At 62.7% G+C, this 19,971-nt stretch carries 17 protein-coding genes; 14 read left to right on the top strand and 3 right to left on the bottom strand.

Going from position 1 to position 19,971, the window contains the following annotated elements; translation table 11 throughout:
* The first annotated feature begins 61 nt into the window (after positions 1-61).
* From GYK42_RS07435 to GYK42_RS07425, 3 genes are all read left to right on the top strand, one after another.
* Complete coding sequence (locus GYK42_RS07435; RefSeq protein ID WP_240943503.1) at positions 62-2,560, top strand: TonB-dependent receptor plug domain-containing protein; 2,499 nt, start codon at positions 62-64, stop codon at positions 2,558-2,560.
* 23 nt (positions 2,561-2,583) lie between these two features.
* A complete protein-coding gene (locus GYK42_RS07430; RefSeq protein ID WP_240943502.1) occupies positions 2,584-3,501 on the top strand; it encodes an SAM hydrolase/SAM-dependent halogenase family protein in 918 nt (305 codons plus the stop codon).
* A gap of 238 nt (positions 3,502-3,739) precedes the next feature.
* Complete coding sequence (locus tag GYK42_RS07425; RefSeq protein WP_166446981.1) at positions 3,740-4,114, top strand: hypothetical protein; 375 nt, start codon at positions 3,740-3,742, stop codon at positions 4,112-4,114.
* A gap of 78 nt (positions 4,115-4,192) precedes the next feature.
* On the opposite strand, the gene GYK42_RS07420 is transcribed toward GYK42_RS07425, so the two are convergent.
* The 3 genes from GYK42_RS07420 to GYK42_RS07410 all read right to left on the bottom strand — a co-directional run bounded on the left by GYK42_RS07420 (position 4,193) and on the right by GYK42_RS07410 (position 9,255).
* Positions 4,193-7,414, bottom strand: coding sequence for an efflux RND transporter permease subunit (locus tag GYK42_RS07420; RefSeq protein ID WP_166446980.1), 3,222 nt, complete (start codon positions 7,412-7,414; stop codon positions 4,193-4,195).
* Positions 7,415-7,417: 3 nt separating this feature from the next.
* Positions 7,418-8,590 (bottom strand): efflux RND transporter periplasmic adaptor subunit, encoded by a 1,173-nt coding sequence (locus GYK42_RS07415; protein WP_166446979.1) that lies wholly within the window; start codon positions 8,588-8,590, stop codon positions 7,418-7,420.
* Between the two features lie 239 nt (positions 8,591-8,829).
* Positions 8,830-9,255, bottom strand: coding sequence for a divergent PAP2 family protein (locus tag GYK42_RS07410; RefSeq protein ID WP_046682306.1), 426 nt, complete (start codon positions 9,253-9,255; stop codon positions 8,830-8,832).
* A 247-nt stretch (positions 9,256-9,502) separates the two neighbouring features.
* Here GYK42_RS07410 and GYK42_RS07405 point away from each other — a divergent pair, with 247 nt between their 5' ends.
* The 11 genes from GYK42_RS07405 (at position 9,503) to GYK42_RS07355 (ending at position 19,969) form a co-directional block, all read left to right on the top strand.
* Entirely contained in the window at positions 9,503-10,585 is a 1,083-nt protein-coding gene (locus GYK42_RS07405; protein ID WP_166446978.1) for a DUF475 domain-containing protein, read from the top strand.
* 100 nt (positions 10,586-10,685) lie between these two features.
* Positions 10,686-11,261 (top strand): TerD family protein, encoded by a 576-nt coding sequence (locus tag GYK42_RS07400; RefSeq protein WP_046682304.1) that lies wholly within the window; start codon positions 10,686-10,688, stop codon positions 11,259-11,261.
* A 64-nt stretch (positions 11,262-11,325) separates the two neighbouring features.
* Positions 11,326-12,042 carry a TIGR00266 family protein gene (locus GYK42_RS07395; RefSeq protein WP_035826041.1) on the top strand — a complete coding sequence of 239 codons (717 nt, stop codon included), beginning with the start codon at positions 11,326-11,328 and terminating at the stop codon, positions 12,040-12,042.
* A 143-nt stretch (positions 12,043-12,185) separates the two neighbouring features.
* Positions 12,186-13,175 carry an ATP-grasp domain-containing protein gene (locus GYK42_RS07390; protein ID WP_240943501.1) on the top strand — a complete coding sequence of 330 codons (990 nt, stop codon included), beginning with the start codon at positions 12,186-12,188 and terminating at the stop codon, positions 13,173-13,175.
* Positions 13,172-14,329, top strand: a complete 1,158-nt coding sequence (locus GYK42_RS07385) for a phosphoribosyltransferase domain-containing protein (protein WP_166446976.1) — start codon at positions 13,172-13,174, stop codon at positions 14,327-14,329. The genes GYK42_RS07390 and GYK42_RS07385 overlap by 4 nt, the downstream gene beginning before the upstream one ends.
* Positions 14,307-15,059 carry an HAD family hydrolase gene (locus GYK42_RS07380; protein WP_166446975.1) on the top strand — a complete coding sequence of 251 codons (753 nt, stop codon included), beginning with the start codon at positions 14,307-14,309 and terminating at the stop codon, positions 15,057-15,059. Before GYK42_RS07385 ends, GYK42_RS07380 begins: the two co-directional genes overlap by 23 nt.
* Positions 15,056-16,162, top strand: coding sequence for a cysteine protease StiP family protein (locus GYK42_RS07375; RefSeq protein ID WP_166446974.1), 1,107 nt, complete (start codon positions 15,056-15,058; stop codon positions 16,160-16,162). Before GYK42_RS07380 ends, GYK42_RS07375 begins: the two co-directional genes overlap by 4 nt.
* Positions 16,155-17,141 carry an HpcH/HpaI aldolase/citrate lyase family protein gene (locus GYK42_RS07370; RefSeq protein WP_166446973.1) on the top strand — a complete coding sequence of 329 codons (987 nt, stop codon included), beginning with the start codon at positions 16,155-16,157 and terminating at the stop codon, positions 17,139-17,141. Before GYK42_RS07375 ends, GYK42_RS07370 begins: the two co-directional genes overlap by 8 nt.
* On the top strand, positions 17,138-18,382 hold the full coding sequence (locus GYK42_RS07365) for a TerD family protein (RefSeq protein WP_166446972.1): 1,245 nt from the start codon (positions 17,138-17,140) through the stop codon (positions 18,380-18,382). Before GYK42_RS07370 ends, GYK42_RS07365 begins: the two co-directional genes overlap by 4 nt.
* 24 nt (positions 18,383-18,406) lie before the next feature.
* Positions 18,407-18,781, top strand: coding sequence for a hypothetical protein (locus GYK42_RS07360; RefSeq protein ID WP_046682297.1), 375 nt, complete (start codon positions 18,407-18,409; stop codon positions 18,779-18,781).
* A 234-nt stretch (positions 18,782-19,015) separates the two neighbouring features.
* Positions 19,016-19,969 carry a hypothetical protein gene (locus GYK42_RS07355; protein WP_166446971.1) on the top strand — a complete coding sequence of 318 codons (954 nt, stop codon included), beginning with the start codon at positions 19,016-19,018 and terminating at the stop codon, positions 19,967-19,969.
* Positions 19,970-19,971: the final 2 nt, after the last annotated feature.

Here is a 19,971-nt window from a genome sequence, read left to right as displayed (position 1 = left end):
TCCCTTAAGCTCATTGCAACTGTTTCCATACGAACACTAATCGAGCCCAAAGGACACCGCCTTGTATCCGCGCCATTCAACCGCCACGCCATCCCTTCCCGCCACGCCGCTGCGCGCCATCGTGCTGGCCTGCGCCATGCTGGGCGCACCATCCATCTGGGCGCAAGACGTGGCGGGCAACGCCACTGAAACGGCCAGCGCCAGCATCGACCAGGTCACCGTCGTCGGTTCGCGCGCGCGCAACCGCACGGTGTTCGACAGCAGTGTGCCCATCGACCGCTTCGGCGCGCGCGAAGTGAGCAATGCGCTGTCGACGGGCGACGTGGGCGCGGCCCTGCAAAACCTGTCGCCCTCGATCAACTTCCCACGTATCGAGTCGAGCGGCGCGTCGGACTCCGTGCGCGGCATCCAGTTGCGGGGACTGGCGCCCGACCAGGTGCTGGTGCTGATCAACGGCAAGCGCCGCCACACGAGCGCCGTGCTCGACACGGAAAGCAGCTTTGCCGGCACCGTGCCGGTCGACATCAACGCCATTCCGCCCAACGCCATCGACCACATCGAAATCCTGCGCGACGGCGCCGGCGCCCAGTACGGCAGCGACGCCGTGGCGGGTGTCATCAACATCGTGCTGAAAAAGGCCCGCACGGGCGGCGCCGCGTCCGTCAGCTATGGCGCCAACCACACGCATTTCGACCCGACCGACCAGACCCTGACGGATGGCCAGACCGTCATCGTCAACGCCGACTATGGCGTGCCGCTGGGTGAGGCGGGATTCTTCCGCTTCGGCGCGGAAACACGGCGCCGCTCGCCCACGGAACGTGCCGGCCCCAGCGACGCGGGCTGGACGTCCTACAACTTCACGTCGGCCGACCAGGCGCTCGACGGCAAGGTCGTGTTCAAGTCCGGCGACTCGCGCCAGCGCAACAACTATTTGTTCTACAACACCCAGCTCACCCTGGCCAACGGCCTCGACCTGTACTCATTTGCCACCTTGAACGAGCGCAAGTCGGACGGCAGCGCCTACTTCCGCTATCCGGGCGACCCGTCGAACGTCCTGGCCCTATATCCGAACGGCTACCGCCCCGTCACCAACGGCGACAAGCGCGACCTCAGCATCGTGGCCGGCGTGCGCGGCAGTCTGGGCGAGTGGAACTGGGACGCCAGCGCGCGCCACGGCAGCGACCGCTTCGACTACGGCGTGAGCCGCTCCGTCAACGCCTCGCTGGGCGCGGCCAGCCCCACGCGTTTCGACTTGGCCGGCTTCGACTTCCGCCAGAACGCCTTGAACCTCGATGCCACACGCAGCCTGCACATCGGCCTGCCCGCCCCCTTGAGCGTGGCCGTGGGCGCCGAATGGATGCGCGAAACCTACACCAGCTCGGCCGGCGACCCCGCTTCGTATGCGGCCGGCAGCTTCACGGACGCGCCACCGGGCGCGCAGGCGGGACCGGGCTTGCGTCCATCGGACGCCTACGACGGCAGCCGGCAAATCCGCTCTGTGTATGCGGACGTGGAAAGCGACCTCACGCCGCGCCTGCTGGTGGGCGTCGCCGCCCGCTATTCCGATTACAGCGATTTCGGCAGCGCCAGCACGGGCAAGCTGTCCACGCGCTATAAACTGACGGACAATTTCCTTGTGCGCGGCTCGCTGTCAAACAGCTTCCGCGCGCCGGCTCTCGTGCAGACGGGTTTCCGCTTCGCCACACTGAACTTCAACGCCGATGGCACGGCCCTGCAAACGGCGGCCCTGCTGCCGGCCAGCGATCCGCTGGCGCGCAGTTTCGGCGCGCAACAGCTCAAACCTGAAAAATCGACCAACGTGTCACTGGGCCTGGCCTGGAAAGCGGCCGCCGCCACCAGCGTGACGGTGGACGCCTACGTGATCCGCATCCGCGACCGCATCACGCGCTCGAGCGACTTGCAAAGCGACGCCGTCACGGCCTACCTGGCCGCGAATGGCCGTGGCGACATCCAGTCCGTGGCCTACCTGGCCAATTTGCTCGACACCACTACCTGCGGCCTGGATGTGGTGCTGAACCATGACCTGGCGTTCACGTCAGGCAAGCTGAACCTGAACGCGGCGCTAAACCTGAACAAAACCAGCCTCGACAAGGTGCATCAAACTTCCACTGCGCTGGCCAATATCGATCCGAGTCTGACCCTGCTGACGGAGACGAGTTTGTTCCGCATCAAACATGCGTCCCCCAACAGCAAATTGATACTCGGCGCCGACTGGCAGGCGGCCGGCTGGGGCGTGCAGGCGCGCGCCACGCGCTTTGGCGAGCTGAAGGATTTTTCGTACGACAGCGATGCGCCCCTGATCGACGGCATCCCCGCGCAGCGCTTCGGCGCCGTCTGGTCGCTGGACCTGGAAGGCCAGTTAAAGCTGAACAAGCAACTGACCTTGAGCGTGGGCGGCAACAACATCCTCGACCGCTATCCGCAGCGCGTGCGGGAAACGAATAACGCCACGTATGGCGGCGCCCTGCCCTACAATTTCATCAACCCCATCGGCGTCAACGGCGCGTACTTTTACGCCAAGCTGAACTACACCTTCTAACGCCACGGAAAGAACCCATGATCATGAAGAAAATCTCCCACCTCGTCGCCAGCGCCTGCCTGAGCGCCCTCATGCTGTCCGCCGCCCAGGCTGCCGCGCCGCTGGTGCTGATGACGGACTTCGGCACGGCCGATGGCGCCGTGTCCGCCATGCATGGCGTGGCCTATGGCGTCGATCCCCAGCTGACCATTTCGGACCTGACGCACCAGATTCCCGACTACGATATCTGGCTGGGCGCCTACCGTTTGTACCAGACGGCCAATTACTGGCCGCAAGGCACAGTCTTTGTGTCCGTCATCGACCCGGGCGTGGGGACCAACCGCAAGTCGGTGGTGCTGAAAACCAAGGGCGGACGCTACTTCGTGGGACCGGACAATGGCCTATTTACCCTGATCGCCGAGCGCGACGGCGTAGCCGAACTGCGCGAAATCGATGAAAAAGTCAACCGCCTGGCAGGCTCCGCCGAGTCGTACACTTTCCATGGCCGCGACGTGTACGCCTATGTCGGTGCGCGCCTGGCGTCGGGCGCCATCAGCTATGAACAGGTGGGCCCGCAATTGCCGAGCGAATCTGTGGTGAAAATCGCGTATCAGAAACCTGTACGCGACGGCAATACCATCCGCGGCATCGTGCCCGTGCTGGACGTGAAATACGGCAATGTGTGGACGAATATCCCGAAATCCCTGCTCGATGAATTGCAGGTAAAACTGCACGATCCACTGCAAGTGCGCATCCTGCACAAGGGCAAGCAAGTAGCCAAGGTCACGGCCCCATTCGAGCACACGTTTGGCGGCGTAGCCAAGGGCAAGCCCCTCGTCTACCTGAACAGCCTGCTCGACGTGGCCGTGGCCATCAGCCAGGGCGACTTTGCCGCCAAACACCACGTCGGATCGGGCGTGGATTGGGAAGTGGAAGTGAGCAAGGTTTCATCGTCGAAATAAGCATGGCCCACGGCCAGGGCACACAGTCCTGGCCGTTTCAAAGTTGTCTACTACAGGTTTGCGCTACGTCAAACCAATCGCTTTCCGCCCCCTCTCAGCACCGATCATTTTGTAACTGCGGCGAACCTGCGCCCGCCCACCCACTCTAAATTTTGCAAGTGATGCCAGCCTTGCCCCAGATACACAATCTGGCAAAGCACGCGTTTCCTCGACAGCCTTCCACCGAAAAGGAACAATCATGACGGCTCCACTCCTGACCACCAGCAAGCTCGTCCTCGGTAGCGCCATCCTCTGTGCGCTGCTGGGCGGATGTAACAAGCGTACCGATACCGACACTGGCACCGGTGCCACCACCTCGCCGAACACCACGAACCCGGCAACCACGCCCGGCACCAGTGGAACCAGCGGGACCAGCGGTACATCGGGCGCCACGACGCCGGACACCACCACGCCAGGCATGACGCCGGGCACCACCAACCCCGATGGCACGACGACGCCGCCAACCACGCCACCGAACGGCACCACGCCGGGCACGGGAACTGGTACAGGAACTGGCACGGGGACGGGCACTGGAGGTACCGGCACGGGCACGACGCCGCCGCGCAGCAGTTAAGCCCAGGCAAAAAAAAGAGCCTTCCGAGGAAGGCTCTTGCAATACCACGGCGCAGCATAAGCTGGCCTTGGCCCGGTATTACTTTTGCAGGCTGACCGACGCCGCTTTCGGCGTGCGGCGTCCCATCAGGAACAGCACGGCCCTCTTCAGCATGCGATAGACGAAGCGCACCATCAGCAAGGTCAGCACGCACTCGAGCAAGGTCAATATCATGGCAAAAGCCACGGGCATGCGCGCGGCGCGGCGGTGGAACTTGGCAACGGCGCCATCGCGGGCGATCTCGATGCTGTCATAGAAAGTTGGTACGACCAGCAGGGTCAGAATCGTCGAGGTGATGGTGCCGCCGATGATGGCGATCGCCAATGGACGGTAGAACTCGCCACCCTCGCCCAGGCCCAGCGCCACGGGGAACATGCCGGCGATCAGCGCGAACGTCGTCATCAGGATCGGGCGCAGACGCATGCGGCCCGCATACATCAGCGCGTCTTCGCGGCCATGGCCCTCTTCCTCGCGCTTGCGCGCCGCGTCGAGCAACAGGATGGCGTTCTTGGCGACCAGGCCCATCAGCATGATGATGCCGATAAAACTCATCAGGTTGAGCGTATTGTTCGTGATCACCAGCGCCACCACCACGCCGATCAGACTGAGCGGCAAGGACATCATCACGGCCACCGGCGCCGTGAAGGAACCAAACTGCATCACCAGGATCAAATACATCAGGCCGATACCCATCACCAGTGCGATCAGCATTTCCGTGAACAGCTCTTGCTGGTCTTGTCCCGCGCCGCCCAGCGCCAGGCCGTAGCCGGGCGGGAAGTCGATGGAGTTGGCCAGTTTCATGGCGTCGCTCGTCACTTCGCCATTCGAGCGACCCTGCGCATTGGCCGACACGGTGATCGTGCGCTTGCCATTCTTGTGCTCGATGCCGGACGGACCCTTGCCCATGGTAATGGTGGCGATCTGGTCGAGCGGCACCATTTGCGACGTACCCGTCACGCTGATCGGCAGGCGCTCGATGTTTTCCGACGCCACGCGGTCGTCGGGATGCAGGCGCACGGCTACGTCGCGCGTCTCGCCCGTCGGATCGACCCAGTCGCCCACTTCCACGCCGGCAAACGCCACGCGCAACGATTGCGCCGCGTCGTTGACGGAAATGCCCATCGAGTTGGCCAAGCCACGGTTGAGCTCAATCTGCAGCTCGTTCTTCGGATCCTGCTCGGACAGGCCCACGTCGACGGCGCCAGGAATGGCGCGCAGCTTGTCCATGTAGGCATTCGTGATTTCCATCAGTTTCCGCGAATCAGGGCCCGTGAATTCCACCTGGATCGGTTTTTGCGAACCGTTGCTCAAGTCATCCTGCACCACGTATTCGGCGCCCACCAGACGCGACATCTTCTCGCGCAGCTCGACCGCGATTTCCTTGGCCGAACGCTTGCGGGTGTTGCGCTTGCCGATGTCGACATAGACTCGTCCGCCGCCCGCATTGATGGAGCTGTTGGTATCCTTGGTTTCAGGCAAGGTACGGGCCAGCACGGCCGCCGCTTCCAGTTTCAAACGCGAATACTCGATGCTGCTCGACGATGGCGTGCGCACATTGATCATCAGGTTGCCCGAATCGGATGCAGGCAGGAAACTCGTGCCGCCATGCATAGCGTGCAGAACGATGGCGCCCAGCAGGCTGCCGAAGGCGATGACGGCCATCCAGCGGCGGTGATGCAAGGCCCAGGCGATCACGCGACCATAGCGGTCGGCCTGGTGGTCGAACCAGTGATTGAATCTTTCCAGCACGCGGCCGATGCCTTTTTTCGGCGCCGAGTGTTCCTCGACCGGGTCGCCCCAGTAGGCCGACAGCATCGGGTCGAGCGTAAACGAGATGCCCAGGCTGACGAGCACCGAGCACGTCACAGTCAAGGCAAACGGACGGAACCATTCGCCGGAGATACCGGGCATGAAAGCCACGGGAATGAAGACGGCGATGATGGAGAAGGTCGTGGCGGCCACGGCCATGCCGATCTCGGCCGTGCCTTCCAGCGCGGCCGTGCGGCGGTCCTTGCCCATCTGCATGTGGCGCACGATGTTTTCACGCACGACGATGGCGTCATCGATCAGCACGCCAATGGCCAGCGACAGGCCCAGCAGGGTCATGAAGTTCAGGGTAAAGCCGCACAGCCACACAGCGATGAAGGCGGCAATGACGGACGTGGGCAGGCTCAGCGCCGTGATCAGGGTCGAACGCCACGAGTTCAAAAAAGCGTAGACGACGAAGATCGTCAGCACGGCGCCCAGCACCAGCGATTCGATCACATTGTTCAGGCTGTGCTGGGCGTTTTCGCCGCCGTCGCGCGTCACCTGCAACAAAGTGCCCTTCGGCAAGGTCTTGTTGATTTCCGCCACCATGTCGCGGATCTTGTTGGCCACGCTGACGGTGGAAGCGTCGCGCACGCGGGTGATCGAAATGCCCACGTTGGGCTTGCCGCTGCGCATGCTCAGGCTGTTGACTTCGGCAAAGCCATCCTCGATGGTGGCCACTTGCGCCAGGCGCACGATTTCCTCGCCGCGGCGCTTGATCACCACTTTCTCGAAGTCGGCTGGCGACTCGATGCGGCCCACGAGGCGGATGCTTTTCTCGTCCAGGGTACCGCGCACCTTGCCCACGGGGGCGTTCGTATTCTGGTTGCGCAAGGCGGTCACGACGTCGCTGACGGACACATTGTATTCACGCAATTTTTCCGCCCGCAGCAGCACGGACAGTTCGCGCTTGAGCGAACCGCCCACGTTGACCAGCGCCACGCCATCGACGGTGCGGAAACGGTCCGACAGCACGTCTTCGGCCAGGCGCGAAATTTCCGCATGGCTTTGCGAATTCGACGACAGCGCCAGTTGCATGATCGGTTCGGCCGCCGGGTCGATGCGCTGCAAGATAGGCTCGCGCATTTCCGTCGGCAACTTGTAGCGCACGGCGGCAATCGCATTGCGGATATTGTCGGACGCTTCGATCAAATTGGTATTGAAGGAAAACTTCAGGAAGATGCTGGCCGAACCTTCATTCGAATCGCTGTTGACTTCGGTCACGCCGGAAATGCTTTGCAGCGATTTTTCCAGGCGGTTCACCACTTCGCGCTCGACCGTATCGGGCGAGGCGCCAGGGTAAGGAATGCTGACGACGATGAAGGGCACTTCGACGTCCGGATTCTGGTTGACGCGCAGTTTCTTGAGCGCCAGCAAGCCGACGCACATCATCGCCAGGATCAGCACGATGGTGGCGGTGGGCCGCTTGATACTGAAATCGGAAAGGAACATGGCTTAGTTTCCTTTACCGGCAACTGCGGCGCTGCTGCTGGCCACGGCGGCGGCGGGCACGGCCTTGGCTGCCGTCAATTCCACTTTCTGCCCATCCTTGAAGGTCGAGCCAGGCGTGCGCAGCACGGTGTCGCCGCTGGCCAGGCCGCTTTGCACTTCCCACTGGCCCGTGCGTACGTCGCGCGCGCCGATGCGCAAGTTGACTTTATGTAAGGCCTTGTCCTTGACTTTCCACGTGTACGTGACGTCGCCCGCCTTCACCAGCGCCGAGTCGGGGATCATCAGCGCGCTGACGGTTTCCGTCTCGATGCGCCCTTCCGCATACAGGCCGGCCACGCGCGGCTGTTCTTTGTCGTTAAAATCGACCAGCACGGCCACCTGGCGCGTGACGGCGTTGGCGGCAGGATCGACTCGGCGCACCTTGCCCGCAAAATCCTGGCCCGGATAGCCATTGATGCGGAACAGCACGGGCTGGCCCACCTTGACGACGCCGATCTTGTCGGCCGACACCAGGCCTTCGAGGCGCATGCTGGTCGGATCGATGACCTTGATCAATTCCTTGCCGATTTGCGCCGTATCGCCATTCGATACCTTGCGCTCGCTCACGATGCCGTCGAACGGCGCGCGTACGAGGGTGCGCTGCAGCTGCTGGCGGGCCTGGGCGGCGCGGCTTTTCGCGGCGGACAGGTCGCTTTGCGCATTGTTGCGGCGGATTTCCGCGTCTTCCAGCGCCTGCGTCGACGTCATGCCCGAAGCGCGCAGGGTTTTCATGCGCTGGAACATGCGTTCGGACTGTTCCAGCACCTGGCTCGAGGCGCGACTGGCTTCCTCGGCCGAATTGAGACTGTCGCGGATGGCCGTCTCGTCCAGGCGCACGAGCACGTCGCCCCGTTTGACGATTTCACCGTTTTCCTTCAGCACCTGGATCACCACGGCCGACACTTCGGCGCGCAAGTCCGCATTGCGCTCCGGCTGCACGGAACCGGTGATGACAGGGCCCGACGCCAGCGCATTACTCTGGATGGTCAGCAAGTCTTCCGGGGACACGAGCAGATTGACGGCGGCGCCCGCCTGTTCCTTGCCATCCTTGCCGCCCTTGCCGGGATCTTTGGACTCTTTGCCACAGGCGGCCAAGGCAGAAGCGATTGCCAGAACAAACAGGGTTTTGCGCAACATGGGTATTTCTCCGGATAGATAGCGCCACGACCATCCCGGCGGCCCGGATAGGGCTGCAGGCGATGGCAGGCATTTATTTTTATTAAAACCACAAGCGCCAAAGTATCCATGAGCGCATCCGGGCATGTCAATCGGCCGTTTCCTGTAATGCTTTATTCAATGGATGAAACGTAGTTTTTACGCCCTGAAACGCAAAACCCCGCCTTGAAGCGGGGTTTTGCGTTTCAGGGGAAAGATGCTTAGCGGGCAAACACGGTGTTGATCAGGAAACCGATCGCCACGCCCGTGCACAGGCCGCCGGCGATTTCCACCAGGGTATGGCCCATGCGCTCGCGCAAGGTCTTGTGCGCGGCGCTGGCCGCTTCCCCTGCCAGGCGGTTGATGGCGGCCGCCTGCTTGCCCACGTGCTGGCGCAGGCTGTTGGCGTCGATGATGACGATGAAGGCCAACGTCACGGCCACGCCGAAGGCGGGATGGCCGATGCCTTCGCGCAAGGCGATCAAGGTTGCCATGCTGGACACGACGGCGCTATGGTTGCTGGGAAAGCCGCCATTGCCGACCAGGCCGAACGCCCATTGCCGCGTGCGGGCACTGTTGATCAGGAATTTGATCGGTCCGACCAGGATCCAGGCGATCAGGGGCGTGACGAGGTAAGCGATATCCACGGGGTATTCCTTCTTATATATATGTAGAGAGTGTGTCTGGGGCTGCGGCAGCCAGACAGGCGCGCCGCAATTATCGCAGATCATCCGCGCCAGCAGAACTGTCCTTCGCCAGGCCATAAAAACGCCGCCGCCGGCGATGATCATATAAAATCATGGCATATACAACAATTGACGTATATCAACACTGAGTGCGGCGCGCACAGCGGCGCGGATAATCAAACGTCTTCATACTTGCAACGGGGTCCTCATGCGGCATTTCAGAATTTCCTTTTTAGTCACTTTTATCCTGATGGCGGTGTCGGGCTGGTGGGGTTACAGCCATGGCGGCATGGCCGGCATGATCCAGGCGCTGTGGATCACGGGCGTGCTGGGCATCATGGAAGTGTCGCTGTCATTCGACAATGCCGTGGTAAATGCCTCGGTCTTGCGCCACTGGAATGAATTCTGGCAAAAACTGTTTTTGACGGTCGGCATCCTCGTGGCCGTCTTCGGCATGCGGCTGTTGTTCCCGCTCGTCATCGTTTCCGTCGCCACGGGCCTGGGCCTGGTCGACGTATGGACCATGGCCACCACGACGCCGGATGTGTATGCCAAGCACCTGACGGACAACCATGCGCAAGTGGCGGCCTTCGGCGGCGCTTTCCTGCTGCTGGTCTTCCTGAACTTCCTGTTCGACGACGAGAAGGAATTGCACTGGCTGGGCTGGGCCGAGGAAAAAGTCAACGCGCTGGGCACCGAAAGCCTGGCCGTGCTGATCACCATGGGCGCCGTGGCGGCCTGCGTGGCCATGGGTCCGGTCGATGAAAAATACAGCGTGCTGGCGTCGGGCATCGTCGGCATCGCTGTCTACATCGGCGTGAACTGGATCAGCGGCTTGCTGGAAGAAGGCGAACCAGACTTGCAGGATGATGCGGAAGAAGGCGCCGCGCCAGCCAGAAACGGCAATGGCGACCTGGTAAAAACGGTGGCGCGCGGCAGTATCGGCGGCTTCCTGTACCTGGAAGTGCTGGACGCTTCGTTCAGCTTTGACGGCGTGATCGGCGCGTTCGCCATTACCAACGACGTCGTCATCATCATGCTGGGCCTGGCCATCGGCGCCATGTTCGTGCGCTCGATGACGGTCTTCCTCGTGCACAAGGGTACCCTGGACGAATTCGTCTACCTTGAGCACGGCGCCCATTATGCGATCGGCATCCTCGCCTTGATTATGCTGGCATCCGTCAAATACCATATTCCGGAGTGGTTCACGGGCCTGTCGGGCGTGGCCTTCATCCTGGTCTCGCTGTGGTCATCGCTGCGTTATCGCAAACGGCACGCGGCAGAAGCTTGAAATCGGGGGTTGCGCCCCCAATTGAGAGAGTAATGGCACGAGCGCCTGGCGCTCATCCCATGAAGGCATGTTTGAGTTTAATTACTAAAAGGAGCACCACATGGCAATCAGTTTGCAAAAAGGCGGCAACGTCAACCTGAGCAAGGAAGCACCGAACCTGAAGAAGATCATCGTCGGCCTCGGCTGGGATCCTCGTTCGACGGACGGCGCCACCTTCGACCTTGACGGTAGTGCTTTCCTCCTGAAAAGCGACGGCAAAGTCCGTGGCGACTCTGACTTCATCTTCTACAACAACCTGAAGTCGACCGACGGTTCCGTCGTCCACACGGGCGACAACACCACGGGCGAAGGCGAAGGCGACGATGAGCGCATCGAAATCGACCTGACGCGCGTGCCGGCCGACATCGACCGCATCAGCATCACCGTCACCATTCACGACGCCGACGCGCGCCGCCAGAACTTCGGCATGGTCTCGAAAGCCTTCATCCGCTGCCTGAACGCGGAAGGCGAAAAAGAAATCGCCCGCTACGACCTGTCCGAAGACAGCTCGACGGAAACGGCGATGATCTTTGGCGAAATCTACCGCTACAACGGCGAATGGAAGTTCAAGGCCATCGGCCAGGGCTTCAACGGCGGCCTGGGCCCATTGGCCCGTTCGTTCGGCGTCAACGCTTGATTTTTTCATGAGCTAAACGCAGCCGCCTGAATATCATCAGGCGGCTTTTTTTTGGAGATTTATCATGCCAGTATTTAGTGTCACGGGCGACGTCGATCCATTTCTGCACGTCAGCATGAAGCAGGGCGAAACCATCTATTGCGAATCCGATGCGATGGTGATGATGGAGACGGCGCTGGACTTGAAGGGCAAGATGACGGGCGGCTTGGGCAGCGCCATCATGCGCCGCTTCGCGAACGGCGAATCGTTCTTCCAGCAGCATATCGAAGCGGTGCGCGGCAGCGGCGACTGCCTGCTCTCGCCCACCCTGCCGGGTGCCATCGAAGTGGTCGACGTGGGCGCGCGCCAGTACCTGCTCAACGACGGCGCCTTTGTCGCCGCCACTTCGGGCACGGAAATGAAGGTGCGCACGCAAAGCATCGGCAACGCCTTGTTCGCGCAGTCGGGCGGCTTCTTCGTCATGGAGACGGCCGGCACGGGGCAAGTGGTGGTATCGGGCTTCGGCTCCATGTTCCAGCTCGACGTCGAGCCGGGCAAGGACGTCGTGATCGACAATTCCCACGTGGTCTGCTGGGACAACAGCCTGAAATACGAGATTTCCGTGACCACGGGCGGTGGCGCCAGCGGCGGCGGCATCGGCGGTTTCCTCGGCAATATCGTCAATAGCGTCACCAGCGGCGAAGGCATCGTGCTGCGCTTTTCCGGCTCCGGCAAAGTATTTATCTGCTCGCGCAACCGCGATGCGTTCCTGAAGTGGACGGCCAGCGGCAAAGCCGGCTGATCCCCTCTATCTAAGGCCAGGTTAAGTCTGGTCGTTTAGACTCCCCGCGCGCGCACCTGCGCGCGGCTTCCCCTATTTCCACCCGGTCCCCGTACATGCAAAGAGTCTGGTTCAACAAAACATTTTCCTCGGTTGGCACGGCCATGCGTTTGATCCGCGAGGCCGATATGGCCGCCACTGGCGGCGCGCCGCGCTATCACATCGTGTGCAGCAATACGAACGCGCACGCGGCCGCCTTTTTGGCGGCCCACGAATACGCGGTCGAACCGTCGGGCCTGACGGGCCTCAATTATGTCGAGTGGTGCCTGGAATTTTGCCGCGAGCGGGGCATCACGATTTTCTGGCCGGGCAAGGAAGCGGGCCTGATCGGCAGCGCCAGCGCGCGCTTCGCCGCCATCGGCACGCGCGTGCTCAGCGTGGCCAGCGAAGACACCTTGACCCTGATGCACGACAAGGCGCGCTTTTGCGATGGCCTCGATCTGCCCATGGCGCGCCCGGCCGACTACCGCGCCGTGACCACCATCGCCGAATACGACGCCGCCTACGCCGAACTGCGCCCGCTGCATCGCAAGCTGTGCATCAAGCCGTCCGAATCCGTGTATGCCCTGGGCTTTGCCATTCTCGATGAAGAGCGCACCGGCGCCCAGCTGCTGCTGGCCGGCGCCGCCTACCAGATCAATGCACAGGAATTGCGCACAGGCCTGGCGCAGATGGCATCGTTCAAGACCCTGCTGCTGATGGAATATCTCGATGGCCACGAATACAGCGCCGACTGCGTGGCAGACCAGGGCAAGCTCATTTGCGCCGTGCCGCGCAAGAAGCTGCACGGGGGCGGCAGCGGCCAGCTGATCGAGCTGCGCGCCGACTTGCTGGCGGCCTGCGAAAAACTCGCGCGCGACTACCGCTTGAACGGCGTCTTCAATATCCAGTTCCGCGAAGGCGCCAATGGCCTCGCACTGCTGGAGATCAACCCCCGCATGTCGGGCGGCATCGGCATGGCCTGCGCGGCAGGCCCGAATTTGCCCTATCTGGCGCTGGCCGGTTTCGACCAGGGCTTTGACAAGCTCACCGTGCCCGCCATCCGTGTAGGCATGCGCGTGGGCGAAGCCGCCTACGCCGTGGAGCTGCCATGAACGTCGTCAAGCAGCAGATGCCCACGGGCGAACTGACCTTGAAAGTGGACGAGGCGCGCTTTCCGCTGGACTGGCTGATCGGCTTTGCCGCGCGCGCCAATGCCAAGCGGGGCTTCCTGTTCCTGTCCAAGGTGCTGGGCAAGCACTGGCCCGTCACGCCGCGCGCCATGCAAACCATCCACGACGACCTGGCCGCGCAGATCCCCCCCAGCCTGCCCGGTCCCGTCGTCTTCATCGCCATGGCGGAAACGGCCGTCGGCCTGGGCCAGGGCGTGTTCGAGGCGTGGCTGCGCGCCAACCCGAATGGCAAGGCCCTGTTTTTGCACAGTTCGCGCTACCGCGTGGGCAGCGTGCCCTTCTTCGAATTCGAGGAATCGCACAGCCACGCGCCGCGCCAGTTCCTGCACTTGTCGGATGCGGCCAGCGCGCTGTTTTCCACGGCCCGCAGCCTGGTGCTGATCGACGATGAAGCGTCGACGGGCAACACCTTCGCCAACCTGGTGCAAGTGTGCCGCGCGCGCTATCCGCAGCTGGAAAAGCTGCACCTGGGCGTGATCACCAACTTCATGGGCCAGGCCGCCAACGCGGGCTTGAGCGAGCGTTTCGGCCTGCCCACCAGCATAGGCGCGGCACTCTCCGGACAGTATGCATTCCAGGCCGGCGCTGCGCCGGCTCCCGTGGCGGCCAGCGCGCAGCGCTTCGAGGCGAATGCGGAACGGGGCGCCAGCCCCGCGTTTGGCCGCATCGGCGTAGGCCGCGCCCTGGCGCCGCCGCAAGGCCTGGCCGTGCAGCTGGCGCAGGAAATCGGCGCCGGCGACTCCGTGCTGGTGCTGGGCACTGGCGAATTCATGCACCCGTCGTTCCTGCTGGCGCGCGAACTCGAAGCGCTGGGCAAGAACGTCGTGGTGCAGTCGACCACGCGCTCGCCGATTCTGTCGTGGGGCTCCGTCGGCCACATCGTCCACTGCGACGACAACTACGGCGAAGGCATCGCCAACTACCTGTACAACGTGGCGCCTGGCCAGTACCAGCACGTTTTCATCTGCCATGAAACTCCGGCCAGCCCGGCCCTCATGCAACTCGCCGGCCAGTTGAATGGCCGCCTGTTCCACTTTCAGTCAGAGACCAAAATTGAAGAAATTCCTGTTTGTTGATCTGGACGACACACTGTTCCAGACCCCTAAAAAATGCCCGGGCGAGACCGACCTGCAAGCGGCCGCCTATTTGAAAAATGGCGACGCCTGTTCGTTTACGACGGCGCGCCAGCGCGCCTTCTTTGACTTCGCGCAAAGCGGCATGACCCTGATTCCCGCCACGGCGAGAAATGGCGACGCCTTCCGCCGGGTCGACCTGCCGTTTACCAGCTACAGCGTGCTCGATTACGGCGGCATCGTGCTGCAGCCGGGCGGCGCGCTCGATGCGGGCTGGCTGGCCCTGATGCAGAACGACATGCAGACGGCGCTGCCCGGCCTGCGGGATGCCATGCGCATCATCGACGATTTCCAGGCCAGGACGGGCATGCCTTCGCGCGCGCGCCTGATCGAAGACTACAACACGCCGTTCTACATCGTCGTCAAGGACCATGAAGCGCGCGGCGAACGCCTGGCCGACATCGAAGAGCAAGTGCTGCAGCAATGGATCGCGGCCGAAGGTTCCGATTACTTCATCCACCGCAATGGCAACAACCTGGCCGTGCTGCCGAAGACCTTGAACAAGGCGCGCGCCGTCGCCTACCTGCGCGCGGAACTGGAAGCCGAACACGGCCCCATCGTCAGCTTCGGCATGGGCGACAGCCGTTCGGACGCGCGCTTCATGGCCGCCTGCGACTACGCCATCATTCCCAACGGCACCCAGCTGGCGGCACTCACGGTGGCGGCGCTATGACCGAAGGCACGCAGCATTTCAGCGGCAGCTACCGCCAGGAAGACGTGGAGTTCCTGCTCACGCCGATGGCGCTCGAACCGATCCTCGACCTGGCCGAAAAAGAGCGTTTGATCCAGTCGGGCCAGCGCCACTACAGCGAAATGCTGTCGCCAGAGTCCTTGCCCTCGCCCGCCTACCTGGCGCTGTTCCAGAGCGCGTTCGCAGCCAACCGCCTGCAGATGGCGCGCGACTGCCTGCGCCTGGCCGCCCTGATCGCGGCACGCCGCACTGGCGCCATCACGCTGGTGTCGCTGGCGCGCGCCGGCACGCCCGTGGGCGTGATCCTCGGGCACTTGCTGCGCCAGGTGTTCCAGCGCGAATGCTGCCATTATTCCGTCTCCATCATCCGCGACCGCGGCATCGACGCGAACGCCCTGCAGCACATCCTGGCGCAGGGCCACAGCGACGCGTCCCTCGTCTTCGTCGACGGCTGGACGGGCAAGGGCGTCATTTCGCGCGAACTGCGCCAGACGGTGAACGATTTCAACACGGCGCATGGCACGGCCATCGACGGCGGCCTGTTCGTGCTGTCCGACCTGGCCGGCACGGCCGCCTGCGCCGCTTCGGCGGGCGACTACCTGATCCCGTCGAGCATTCTGAATGCCACGGTCTCGGGGCTGGTCAGCCGCTCCGTATTGAATGATGCCATCGGCCCGGACGACTTCCATGGCTGCGTGTACTACGCGCAGTTCGAGCAGCACGACCAGTCGCGCGCTTTCGCCGACGGCCTGGTGGCCGACGCCGTGGCCATTGCCGCCAGCAGCGGCATTCCGCTGGCCGAAGCGAGCGATGCGCCTGCGATGGCGGCCCGCTCGCAAGCCTACATGGCCGCCGCGCAGCAGGCATACGGCATCAGCGACATCAACCTGATCAAGCCAGGCATCGGCGAAGCGACGCGCGTGCTGCTGCGCCGCGTGCCCGAGCGCCTGATCGTGCGCGACACGAATGCGCCGGACGTGGCACATTTGCTGCTTCTGGCCCAGGAAAAAGCCATACCCGTCACAGTAGAACCGGCGCTGCCTTACCAGGCGGTCGCCCTTATCAGGAGCGCAGTCGATGGATAACAACTCCCTACACCCACAAAGCGAGCATAAAGCGGCGCTCGGCGCCTCGATGTATGTGCCGACCACGCACAAGGACTTGCTGGCGATCGCCAATGGCGACAAATTCAGCCATTTGCGCTCGGTGATCCTTTGCACCGAAGACGCCATCGCGGAACGCGACCTCAGTTACGCGCTGTTCAATCTGTCGCTGGCGTTGCAAAACATGTGCGACGAATCGGATACCTTGCGCTTCGTGCGCGTGCGTAATCTCGAGGTGCTGGCCCGCGTGCTGGCCATGCCGGGCGCCGACAAATTGAGTGGCTTCGTGCTGCCGAAATCCACGCGCAGCAATTTCAACGCCTATTTCGAGCTGGTGCGCCACACGCATCACTTGCTGATGCCGACGCTGGAAACGGCGGAAGTGTTCGACGACGAGGAAATGAAGCAGTTCCGCATCATCCTGTCCGCGCCGGAAGTGCGGCGCCGCATCCTGGCGCTGCGCATCGGCGGCAACGATCTGCTGGCCCTGCTGGGCCTGCGCCGCCCCACCAGCGGCACCATCTACCAGACGCCGCTGGGCCAGGTCATCGGCCGCCTGGTCACCATCTTCAAGCCGCACGGCTTCCAGCTGACGGCGCCCGTCTTCGAGCACCTGTCGCAAGGCAGCTGGCTCGACGCCGAAGTGGCGCAGGACATGGCGCACGGCATGATCGCCAAGACGGCCATCCACCCGGACCAGGTGCCGCAGATCGAACGCCACTACCAGGTGGCGCAGTCGGACATCGAACTGGCGCTGCGCATCATCGACCCGGACAGCCCGGCCGTGTTCCGCATGCAGGAATCGATGTGCGAAGTGGCGACCCATTCCAGCTGGGCGCTGCGCATCATCGAACAGGCGCGCCTGTTCGGCATCCGACATGCGGCCGACAACGCCGCCGCGCACCACGCGAATACCTCATTGACTCAACTCTCAAGCGACGAAGGGATTGCACGACCATGACCAATTTCACACGCGGACAAAAAGGCAAACTGGCTGACCTGGGCTTGGATGGCCCGTTTGCCGTCACGCTCGATATCGTTTCGGGTTCGATGGAAGTGGACGTCAGCTGCTTCGGCGTCGATGCGGCAGGCAAGCTGTCGGACGACCGCTACATGGTGTTCTTCAACCAGAAAAGCGCACCGGACAACGCCATCACGGTGGACTTGAACGGCCCCCGCTCCACCTTCCAGGTGGACCTTTCCCGCCTGCCCGCTTCGATCGACAAGCTCGTATTCACGGCGGCGACGGAACAGGGCAGCATGCGCGCGCTGGGCAACTCCAGCATGGCGCTGGGCCAGGCGGCCATGTTTGCCTTCACGGGCAATGACTTCCAGGACGAGAAAGCCGTCATCATCGGCGAACTGTATCGCCGCGACGGCAGCTGGCGCTTTGGCGCCGTGGGCCAAGGTTTCGCGGGTGGCCTGTCGGCCCTGCTGAAGCACTTCGGCGGCAGCGAGGCGGCTTCGTCGTCCCCTGCGCCGGCACCGGCTTCCGTGCCAACGCCAGCGGTCCCGCCTGCGGCGAATAAAATCTCGCTGTCGAAAATCCGCCTGGAAAAACGCGGCGACAAGATCTCGCTCGACAAGCGCGACAGCGGCGGCTATGGCCGCATCCGGGTCAACCTGAACTGGAACCAGAACGCGTCGCAAGGGCAAGCGCCCGCCTCGAAACTGGACACGGGCTTCCTCGGCAAACTGTTCAACAAGCCAGCCGGCCGTTCAGGCGGCATCGACCTCGATATCGGCTGCCTGTTCGAAATGAGCAACGGCAGCAAAAGCGCCGTGCAGGCGCTGGGCAACAGCTGGGGCGCCTACGACCGTCCGCCGTACATTCACCTAGAAGGCGACGACCGCACGGGCAGCATCAGCAGCGGCGAAAACATCTTCATCAACGGCGCCCATTTCGACCAGATCAAGCGCGTGCTCGTATACGCCTTCATCTATGAAGGCGTGCCGAACTGGGCCGCCACGGATGGCGTCGTGACGATCGAGATTCCCGGCCAGCCGACCGTGGAAGTGCGCCTCGACAGCGACAGCCAGCACGCCATGTGCGCGATCGCCATGCTGGAAAACCACGGCGGCAACCTGCAGGTGACAAAATTGGTGGAATACTTCGGCGGCCAAGGTAAAATCACGGCGCACCAGGCCATGGACGAAAGATATAACTTTGGTCTTAACTGGAAAGCCGGCCGCAAGGACTGATCCTTTTACCTAGACAACCCAACCATGACCCCTACGACCAAAAAAGTCACCTTCGCCTTTGCCATCTTCCTCGTGGCCGGCTTCCTGCTGCTGGCCGCCTACACGTGGATGGCCCTCAGCTTTTCGTACTCGGAAGGCGAACGGGCGGGCTACCTGCAAAAGTTCTCGAAGCGGGGCTGGATCTGCAAGACATGGGAAGGTGAATTGCTGCTGACGGCGCTGCCGGGCACCATCCCGGAAAAATTCCAGTTCAGCGTGCGCGATGAAGAGGTGGCGAAGCAGTTGACGGCCGCCGCCGGCAAGCGCATCCTCGTCACCTACAGCCAGCACAAGGGCGTGCCCACGCAATGCTTCGGCGAAACGGAATATTTTGCCGATAAAGTCGTATTGAGCCAGTAATACCGCAAGCCCACCAACTTCAGCAGCATCGCGCCGGCCAGCCCTTTCAGGCCGGCGCCTCCCTTCCGCCTCATCATTGGCGCGCCTCACACATTCTCACTTTCTTATACACTTGTGCTGAGTTCTGGCCAATACAGTCCATAAATGTAGCCAATGTGCAAGATTCTTGCGCAATCGCATGATGCCCCGCCAGACGACCTTTAGCGTGTAATCACCTCTGTCACTGGAACCGTCATGCGCCTGCCATACGCCGTCCTGGCCCTGCTGTCCGCCGCCCTTCCCCTGGCCATCCAGGCACAGGATATCTCCGGCATGGCCGGCGCCCTGAAAGTCAACTCGACCAATGAGCGCACCTTTGTCGGCGCCATCAGCTACACGCAGCCGGTAGGCAATTACAATGCCGTGAGCCTGTCGTATATCAACGAAGGACACCCGGAAGACCATCACCGCGACGGCATGGCGGGCCAGGTCTGGCTGCGCACGAAAAACGTGGAGCAGGGACTGATGCTGGCCGCCGGCATCGGCCGCTATTTTTTCTTCGACACGGCCAAGACGGACCAGGCGCCGCACAATTTCGACAATGACCACGGCTGGGGTTCCATTGCCAGCCTGCAGGCGCGCTGGCAATTCGACAACCGCTGGTATGCGCAAGCGCAAATCAACCGCATCCGCCCCAGCGGCAAGGACGCCACCACGCATTTGCTGGTGGGCGCCGGCTACCGCTATGACGGCGTGCCGGGCGCCAAGCTGCACCTGCAGAACTGGGCCTACGACGACACCATGACCTTGTCGACAGGGCACACCATCGTCAACAGCTTCCGCTCCGAATCCGCGCGTCCGTTCACCCTGGAATACCGGCGCGCGGCGGGAAAATACGTGGACTGGAGCGCCACCCTCATCGACGAAGGCAGCACGGCGCTGGCGCACCGGCGCGGCGTGGCCGCCCAGCTGTGGTTGATCCGCTCGCTCAATGAAAAGGTGGAGTTCGGCATGGGCGCCGGGCCGTACGTGGCGTGGGACGGCCGCGACGCGCAGGGCCACGACGCGCGCCTGACAGGCTTGCTGTCAGCCGTGGCCCGCTACCACGTCAACCGCCACTGGCTGGCACAAGTGGCGTGGAACCGGGTGGTAACGGATTACCACCGCGATGCGGATGTGTTGCTGGTGGGGCTGGGCAGGAAGTTTTAAAC

It is taken from the genome of Janthinobacterium lividum, assembly GCF_011601275.1.
Taxonomy (GTDB): Bacteria; Pseudomonadota; Gammaproteobacteria; order Burkholderiales; family Burkholderiaceae_D; genus Janthinobacterium; species Janthinobacterium lividum_E.
This window is presented reverse-complemented; position numbering and strand designations above follow the sequence as displayed.